The 8402-nt window shown below is 69.3% G+C and carries 7 protein-coding genes; 6 read left to right on the top strand and 1 reads right to left on the bottom strand.

Annotated elements, in window-relative coordinates:
• The 6 genes from RDU12_RS02240 to RDU12_RS02215 form a co-directional block, all read left to right on the top strand.
• On the top strand, window positions 1–1679 hold a 1679-nt coding region (locus RDU12_RS02240), incomplete at its 5' end, for an ATP-binding protein (RefSeq protein ID WP_308684041.1).
• A gap of 136 nt (window positions 1680–1815) precedes the next feature.
• Complete coding sequence (locus RDU12_RS02235) at window positions 1816–2343, top strand: RcnB family protein (RefSeq protein WP_300289500.1); 528 nt, start codon at window positions 1816–1818, stop codon at window positions 2341–2343.
• Window positions 2344–2411: 68 nt separating this feature from the next.
• Complete coding sequence (locus RDU12_RS02230) at window positions 2412–4100, top strand: cisplatin damage response ATP-dependent DNA ligase (RefSeq protein ID WP_300289501.1); 1689 nt, start codon at window positions 2412–2414, stop codon at window positions 4098–4100.
• 251 nt (window positions 4101–4351) lie between these two features.
• Entirely contained in the window at window positions 4352–5518 is a 1167-nt protein-coding gene (locus RDU12_RS02225) for a hypothetical protein (RefSeq protein ID WP_308684040.1), read from the top strand.
• An 88-nt stretch (window positions 5519–5606) separates the two neighbouring features.
• Window positions 5607–6584 carry a mechanosensitive ion channel family protein gene (locus RDU12_RS02220; protein ID WP_300289503.1) on the top strand — a complete coding sequence of 326 codons (978 nt, stop codon included), beginning with the start codon at window positions 5607–5609 and terminating at the stop codon, window positions 6582–6584.
• Window positions 6585–6587: 3 nt separating this feature from the next.
• A complete protein-coding gene (locus RDU12_RS02215; RefSeq protein WP_300289504.1) occupies window positions 6588–7601 on the top strand; it encodes a low specificity L-threonine aldolase in 1014 nt (337 codons plus the stop codon).
• Window positions 7602–7631: 30 nt separating this feature from the next.
• Here RDU12_RS02215 and RDU12_RS02210 read toward each other — a convergent pair whose 3' ends face one another.
• Window positions 7632–8195: a sigma-70 family RNA polymerase sigma factor gene (locus tag RDU12_RS02210; RefSeq protein ID WP_300289505.1), complete on the bottom strand. Its 564-nt coding sequence runs from the start codon at window positions 8193–8195 to the stop codon at window positions 7632–7634.
• Window positions 8196–8402 lie beyond the last annotated feature (207 nt).

Here is an 8402-nt window from a genome sequence, read left to right as displayed (position 1 = left end):
CCGTGGTCTGCCCGATCACCGCGGCCCTCTGGTTCTTCGGCACGATCGCCGCCGGCGCCCTGCGCGGCGCGGTGGAGAAGCGAATCAGCGAGCGCGTCGGCGCCGGCTGGGGACTGATCTTCCCGGCCGTGGCCACCGCCACCACAGCCGCCTGGGCCACAGCGCCGCTGATGGCGTGGTTCTCGGGCCATCCCTTCGGCCAGCCGCTGGCCATGACCCTGCTGGTTTCGGGCTATGTGCTGGTGTTCGCGCAGCTGAGAAGCTCGCCCAAGCAGGCGGTGGTGATTTCCTCGCCCTACGGGGTCTCGGCCGCCGTCATCGCCGCGTCGCTGTGGGGAACCGACCTGTTCTGGGCCTTCATGGGCGTCGTGCCGTTCACGGCCGCGGGTCTGGTCGTGCTGGTCCTGATGACCATGCTGCGCGAGGAACGGATCCGGGCCTTCCAGGAGCACCAGGCCCATCTGATCGAGGAGCTGGAGATGGCGCGCGACCGCGCCGACGCGGCCAGCGAGGCCAAGTCCAGCTTCCTGGGGGTCATTTCGCATGAGCTCCGCACGCCGATGAACGGCGTGCTGGGCGCCGCCCAGTTGCTGGGGGCGACCCGGCTGGAGCCGACGCAGCGCGAGTATCTGTCGATCATCCGCAACTCGGGCGACAACCTGCTGAGCCTGCTCAACGACATTCTCGACATGACCAAGATCGAGGCGGGCAAGATGACCTTCGAGGTCGTCGACATCTCGGTCGAAGACCTGCACCAGCGCGTCACCGGACCCTTCCAGGCCCAGGCCGAGGCCAAGGGGCTGAACTTCTCCGTGCGGTTCGAGGGCGACACCCCCGCCGTGGTCCGGGGCGATCCGCTGCGGGTCTGCCAGGTCATTCACAACCTGCTGTCCAATGCGGTGAAATTCACCGACGCCGGCGATGTCGCCTACACGGTCCGCTCCGAACGGCTGGCCGACGACCGCGTCCGGTTCGACTTCGCCGTCAAGGATTCCGGCGCCGGCATTTCGCCGGAGGATCTGGAGCGGCTGTTCCAGCCCTTCACCCAGGTCGACGCCTCCTCGACGCGCCGGTTCGGCGGCACCGGGCTGGGCCTGACGATCTCGCGCCGGATGGCCAACATCATGGGCGGCGACATCAGCGTGGAATCGACCGTGGGAGAGGGCTCGACCTTCACCTTCAGCGTCGAGGCCGAGGTCGTGGAATGGACCCGGCAGGAGGCGGCCGCGCCGATCGCCGCCGAGGTCGAGGACGGACGGTCGCTGAGCGTGCTGGTGGTGGAGGACCACCCGGTCAACCGGATGATCCTGGAAGCCTGGATGAGCTCCGCCGGACACACCTCCTCGACGGCCGAGAACGGGCAGATCGCACTCGACATGGCGGCGGGCCAGCGCTTCGACCTGATCGTCATGGACGTGAACATGCCGGTCATGGACGGCCTGACCGCCACCCGCGGCATCCGCGCCGGCGGGGGGGTCAACGCCGAAACGCCGATCGTGGTCCTGTCGGCCTCGGCGCGAACGGAGGATCACGAGGCGGGGCTGGAGGCCGGCGCCGACGCCTATCTGAACAAGCCGATCGATTTCGCCGCCCTGGCGCAGGTGATGAACCAGGTTGGCTCCGGGCGGGCGGGTCTGCGCGCGCTGGGGGAGATCGGCGAGAAGGCCCAGGCGGCCTGACGCGGCCGACCGATCGCGTTCAAAAGGCGACAACGTGGTGAACGGCAGGTGACCAGGGCCGTTCAGGCCGGGCTCAACGGCCGGGGGCCAGGGTGCGGGCAAGTCGAAATTCTTCGGCCGCATCTGGAGACACCCCATGAAGAAGGTTCTCACCGCCGCCCTGGCCGCCACGTTCGCCGTGACCTCGCTGGGCATGGCCTCGGCCGCTGAAGCGCAATCGCGCGGCCAGTATGAACAGCGCCATGATCGCGGCGACGACCGCCGTGACCACCGCGGCGACCGGCGCGAAGATCGTCGGGACGATCGTCGCGATGCCCGCAATGATCGTCGCGAATGGCGCCAGGAGCATCGCGAAGACCGTCGCGAGGCCCGCCAGGACTACCGCCAGCAACAGCGCGCCTACGCCCGCTGGCAGCAGTCGCAGCGCCGCTACAACGCCGGCCGCTACCAGGCCCCGCGCGGCTATCAGACCCGGTCATGGTCGTATGGTCAGCGGATGCCGTCCTACTACCGCTCGAACCAGTACGTCGTGAGCGACTACGGCCGCTACGGCCTGGGCCAGCCGGCCTATGGCCACCAGTACGTGCGCAGCGGCAATGACGTGGTCATGACCTCGATCGCGACAGGCCTGATCGTCTCCGTCATCGCCGGCCTGTTCAACTAGACCGTCCCACGTGAGCTCGAGACGCCCCGGAGGGAGACTTCCGGGGCGTTTTCGCGTTTGAAGGGCCGATGCGCGCCTTCGCCGAACTGCTGGATCGCCTGTCGCTGACGGCCTCGCGCAATGCGAAGCTGGTGCTGCTGAGGGACTATCTGAGAAGCACGCCGGATCCCGACCGGGGCTGGGCGCTGGCCGCCCTGACCGGCGACCTGACGTTCAGCGCGGCCAAGCCGGCGATGATCCGCAAGGCGGTGGAGGCGCGGGTCGACCCGGTCCTGTTCGGCTGGTCCTACGACTATGTCGGCGACCTGGCCGAGACCGTCGCCCTGATCTGGCCGCGGGATGCCGACCATCGCGCCAACCGGGAGCCCGAGCTCGGCGAGGTGGTCGAGGCGCTGCGGATCGCCGGACGGGGTGAGGTCGCGGGGTTGCTGGAAGGCTGGCTCGACGCGCTGGAGCCCAAGGGGCGTTGGGCCCTGCTGAAATTGATGACCGGGGGGCTGAGGGTCGGCCTGTCGGCGCGGCTGGCCAAGGCCGCCGCCGCCATGGTGCGGCCGGAGGCGGTCAACGAGCCGCCCGATCCGGAGGGCGGAGAGGTCGCGGTCGCGCTCGATCCGGTCGAGGTGTCGGAAATCGAGGAGGTGTGGCACGCCCTGGCCCCGCCCTACGCCGACCTGTTCGCCTGGCTGGAGGGCCACGGCGCGCGGCCGGACGCTGACGCGCCGGGACGGTTCAGGCCGGTGATGCTGGCGACCGCCCTCGACGAGGCGGTGGATTTCCGGAAGCTGGCACCGGCCGACTACGCCGCGGAGTGGAAATGGGACGGCATCCGGGTCCAGGCGGTGCGCGAGGGCGGGGTCGCAAGGCTGTATTCGCGCACCGGCGACGAGATATCCGGCGCCTTCGCCGATGTGATGGCGGGCTTGTCGTTCGAGGGGGCGGTGGACGGCGAACTGATCGTCTGGCGCGAGGGCGCGGTGGCGCCGTTCGGCGACCTGCAGCAGCGGCTCAACCGCAAGACCGTCGACGCGAAGATGATGGCGGCCTTTCCGGCAGCCATCGTGGCCTATGACCTGCTGGCGGAGAACGGCGAGGACCTCCGGCCGCTGGCGCTCCGCGAGCGGCGGACGCGGCTGGAGGCGCTGGTCTCGGGCCATGGCGGCGATCGCCTGCACCTGTCGCCGATCGTGCCCCATGCGAGCTGGGATGAGTTGGCCGTGCTGCGGGCCGATCCGCCGGTCGGGGCGGCGGCCGAGGGGCTGATGCTGAAGCGCTGGGACAGCGCCTATGTGGCGGGGCGTCCCAAGGGTCCGTGGTTCAAGTGGAAGCGCGACCCGCACGTCATCGACGCGGTGCTGATGTACGCCCAGCGCGGGCACGGGAAACGGTCGAGCTTCTATTCCGACTACACCTTCGGCGTGTGGACCCGGGAGGGCGCGCTGACGCCGGTCGGCAAGGCCTATTTCGGCTTCACCGACGAAGAGCTGAAGCAACTCGACAAGTTCGTGCGCGACCACACGGTGGAGCGTTTCGGGCCGGTGCGCTCGGTGCGGGCCGAGCGGGACTTCGGCCTGGTGCTGGAGATCGCCTTCGAGGGGCTGAACCGGTCGACGCGGCACAAGTCCGGGGTCGCGATGCGGTTTCCGCGCATCAGCCGCATCCGCTGGGACAAGCCCGCGCGCGAGGCCGCGACCCTGGATGACGTCCTGGACCTGCTGGACCGGATCGAGGCGGGCGGCGGCCGCCTGGCGTCTAACTGACGAAGATCAACGTTCACTCAGTCGATGGCGCGCAATGCAGAGATTATTGACATCAAAACGAACGTATTGAGGTAATACATATTGTAAGTCCGTGCAGTTATAGCAAAGCTTGTAGAGTATGCGTTCCAGAAGGGTCCAAAATACTAGCCGAAACCATGACGTCTGGAATGGTAAAGCTTGGCGGAGCTCGTGGTCGTCACCGATGGCGGATCAGTGATCCTGGCCGCCGGTGAGTCGGCCGGACGTCCGACATGAATGCGCCGCAGCGGGCCGAGGCCGCACCCGCCACCGGCGAGGCCGACCCGGACGTCGCGGGGGCCGTGTCGCGCCTCAACACCTCCCAGCGCGAGCAACTGGAGCGGGTGATCGGCGCGGGGCTGGTCGAGCGCGGCTCGGTCTTCGTGCTGTCGCTGGCCCCGGTCCGGGACGAGACCGGCGCCAAGTGGGATTTCCGCAAGGAGCAGGTCTGGGAGCGGGTCGCGGTGAACTCCTGTTCCGCCTACGAGGGGCAGGCGCGCTGCGTCACCCTGCTGCGCCAGATCATGGCCCATTTTCTCGGCCGCGAGGGCGATGACGACATCCGCATCTCGCGGGTCACCAGCATCTCGGGCCCGGACCTGATCGGCGAGCCGATCGACATCCGGGCCGGGCCGGACCCCCGCTACCGGACCTCGGGCCTGGAGGCCGGAGTCGGGGCGGGCCACCTGCCGCCGGACCAGTGGACGCCGCCCCTGGCCGGCCGGACCTATGCGGCGCCGTTCACCAGCATCCGCGGCGAAACCGTCGAGATGGAGCTGCGGGTGACGCCGGTGTGGTGCCTGCGACGCGGGACGATCAGCTCCTATGCGATCCGCAGGCGCTTTCCGAACGCCCATCGGCCGATCAACGACTACGACCAGGAGGCGGCCGACAAGCAGACCGCGATCCGGATGGTCGAGTTGCTCAAGGAGTACGCCGCATTCGGCGGCCTGTTCGCCCTGCACGTGCCGATCTTCTTCGCCACGGCGTCGTCGCGGCGATCGCGGGTCAATATGTTGGGCCTGTGCGGCCCGGTGTTGCCGCTGATGCGCCAGGTGGCGATCATTGAGATCGAGGGCATCGACGACGGCGTGCCCTTCAGCCGCATGAAGGAGGCGGTGGCGATGTTGTCGCCCTTCGTCCGCGCGGTGATGGCGGGGGTCAACGAGGGTCGGAGACTGAACCCCCAGATCCGCGACTGCGGCTTCGCCGGGGTGGCGGTCCAGGCCGGCCCGGGGCCCGTGATGCGTCCCGAGCTGAAGTATCTGCTGGCCCAGGGCCGCCGGGCCACGCCCAATGTGGTGGTGCACGACGCCGACCTGTCGCCCGAGGTCGAGGCGCGCCTGCCCGGCCTCGGGGTCAGCCATCTCAGCGGCATGGCGCGCGACCCGGTCGGCTGAGCCTTCAAGGCTGAACCGGTCGACACGGGGGCGACATTTCCGGCTCCCACGGGGTTCCAAAACTTTCCCGGGACGCTAGACCCGGCTCATGACCTCGCTCCCGACCTCGCTGAACGACGCCGTGGCCGCCGGTCAGCAGGCGGTGTCGATTGACGCCGCCCTGCTGGCCAAGCTGACCGATCTGGCGGGCGACCTGGCGGTCAATCTGACCATCGCCTCGATCATCCTGGTGGCGACGGTGATCGGCGCCCGCTGGGCCGCCCGGCTGACCCGGCGCGGCCTGTTGCGGGTGCGCGCCTTCCGCCATGACCAGACCGTCCTCAGCTTCGCCGTGCAGGTGGTGCGGGTGGTGGTCTACATCGTCGGCTTCATCGCCATCCTGCAGCGGCTGGGGGTGCAGACCACCTCGATCATCGCCGTGCTGGGCGCCGCTTCGCTGGCGGTGGGGCTGGCCTTGCAGGGGACGCTGTCCAACGTCGCGGCGGGGGTGCTGTTGCTGTTGCTGCGGCCCTACAAGGTCGGCGACGTCATCGACATCGGCGGCGTCGCCGGCTCGGTGCAGCGGCTGGACCTGTTCACGACCCAGATGTCGAACGCCAACAACCACAAGATCGTGGTGCCGAACTCCAAGGTGCTGGGCGACGTTATCCTGAACCTGTCGGGACAGAAGACGCGGCGGGTCGAGATCAATTTCACGGTCGGCTACGGCGAGGACCTGAACGCGGCGCGGGCGGTGCTGGTCGGCGTCGCCGAACGCCACGACAAGGTGTTGCCGGATCCCGCGCCCTGGACGGGCGTCACCGGTCTGCTGGACAGCGCGGTGCAGATCACGCTCCAGGCCTGGGTCAATTCGGAAGACTGGTGGCAGACCCAGGCCGACCTGATGCAGGGCGGCAAGGAGGCCATCGACGCGGCCGGGATCGAAATCCCGTTCCCGCACCAGGTGGCGGTGCCCTATGGGGACGAGGACGTCATGCCGGTGGTCACGGTGCGCACGGCGGAACAGAAGGCGCGGCGGGCCGCAGGCGCGGAGGCCGCCGAGGCCTCGGAAAACGGGGAAGGCTGAGCCATGCGCTACGACTTCGGTTCGGACAACACCGCCGGCATGGCTCCGGCCGCGCTGAAGGCGCTGGTCGAGGCCAACGACGGCTTCGCCCGGGCTTACGGGGCCGACGAGGTCACCGCCCGCGCCGCCGACCTGATCCGGGGACGGCTGGACGCGGACGCCGAGATCCGCTTCGTCTTCTCGGGCACGGCGGCGAACGCCATCGCTCTGTCGATGCTGGCCTGGCCGCACGAGGCGGTGCTGGCCCATCACGCGGCCCATGTGTGCACCGACGAGACCGGCGCGCCGGGCTTCTTCGGCTCAGGCGTCGGCCTGATCGGCCTGCCGGGGTTCTCGGGCAAGATCGATCCGCTGGCCCTGACCGCCGCCCTCGAAGCGCCCGAGGTCGGCCATCGCCAGCCGCCGGCGGCGCTGAGTCTGACCCAGTCGACCGAGTACGGGACGGTCTACACTGAAGAGGAACTTCGCCACCTGATCGAGCCGGTGAAGCTGAAGGGCTGCGGCGTGCATCTGGACGGGGCGCGGCTGGCCAATGCGGCGGCGGCCGGATTCGACCTGACGCAGATCGCCCGGCTCGGCGTCGACGTGCTGGTGTTCGGAGGCGCCAAGGCCGGAGCGAACTGCACCGAGGCCATCGTCATGTTCGACCGCTCGCTGGCCCGGCGCATCGACAACCGGCTGAAGCAGGCCGGGCAGACCGCGTCCAAGGCCCGCTATCTGGCCGCCCCCTTCCTCGGCCTGCTCGAGAGTCACGCCTGGGAAGACGGCGCCGCCCACGCCAACCTGATGGCGCGCCGTCTGGCGGAGGGGTTCGCGACCCGTTCGGCCTTCGTCCTGGCCCATCCGGTCGAGGCCAACGCCGTGTTCGTCCGCATGCCGGCCGAGGCGCATCGGCGGCTGAACGATCTCGGCTGGGCCTGCTACCGCTTCGACGACGGCTCGGTCCGTTTCGTCTGCTCCTGGGCCACGACCGCCGAGGCCGTCGACGAGTTGGTGGAGACGGTAAGCGGCCTTTGATGCGGCGAACCGGACGGGCGGCGCTGATCGTCAGGCGGCGCCCCGGGGCATGTCCATGGCTTCCGCCAGCCGGTTGCGGGCGCGGTTGACGCGGCTCTTGATGGTGCCGAGCGCGCAGCCGGCGATCTCTGCCGCCTCCTCATAGGACAGGCCGGCGGCGCCGACCATGACGATGGCCTCGCGATGCTCGGGCGGCAGCTCGTCGAGCGCCAGCTTCAGGGCGCCCAGCTCCACCGACCACTCCTGGCTGCCCTCGGCGGACAGGCGTGCGGCGTGATGGCCGTCCTCGTCGGCCACCTCCCGGCTGCGCTTGGCCACCGATGAATACCAGGAGTTCCGCAGGATGGTGAAAAGCCAGGCCCTGAGATTGGTGCCCGGCTCGAAACGATCCCGGTAGGTCCAGGCCTTGGTCAGCGTCTCCTGCACCAGGTCGTCGGCGTCCGCGCCGTTGCGCGACAGCGACCAGGCGAAGGCCCGCAGGGCGGGGATGCGGGCGGTGACGGCCTCGCGCCAGTCGGCAGGCTCGACGATGCCGACGGGGACGTCGGGGTGGGGGACGGAATCACCTTCCAATGGCGCGCGGGGCAGCGACATGCGGACAAGCTCTCGAAACGACGAAATGTCACCGTAAAATCAGGGACGTGCGATCTGAACGCCCGCTTGCGGCGACCGTTCCGCTGGACAGCCCCCATGCACGCATGGAACAAAAAGGGACCGTGGCGGTTGTCCCGAACCGCAAAAGTTGGACGAGCAGGGGCCGACGCATGACCGCAACCATGAGAGTCCCGGCCGCCGCGGGCG

This window comes from Brevundimonas sp. (assembly GCF_031082345.1).
GTDB lineage: Bacteria > Pseudomonadota > Alphaproteobacteria > Caulobacterales > Caulobacteraceae > Brevundimonas.
Note: the sequence above shows the minus strand (reverse complement) of the source record. Positions and strands in the feature narration are given on the sequence as shown.

Bases quoted from the DNA above. Each gene is read 5' to 3' on its own strand.
- RDU12_RS02210 (WP_300289505.1), bottom strand. From the start codon at position 8,195: ATGTCGCTGCCCCGCGCGCCATTGGAAGGTGATTCCGTCCCCCACCCC.
- RDU12_RS02235 (WP_300289500.1), top strand. From the start codon at position 1,816: ATGAAGAAGGTTCTCACCGCCGCCCTGGCCGCCACGTTCGCCGTGACC.
- RDU12_RS02225 (WP_308684040.1), top strand. From the start codon at position 4,352: ATGAATGCGCCGCAGCGGGCCGAGGCCGCACCCGCCACCGGCGAGGCC.
- RDU12_RS02215 (WP_300289504.1), top strand. From the start codon at position 6,588: ATGCGCTACGACTTCGGTTCGGACAACACCGCCGGCATGGCTCCGGCC.
- RDU12_RS02230 (WP_300289501.1), top strand. From the start codon at position 2,412: ATGCGCGCCTTCGCCGAACTGCTGGATCGCCTGTCGCTGACGGCCTCG.
- RDU12_RS02220 (WP_300289503.1), top strand. From the start codon at position 5,607: ATGACCTCGCTCCCGACCTCGCTGAACGACGCCGTGGCCGCCGGTCAG.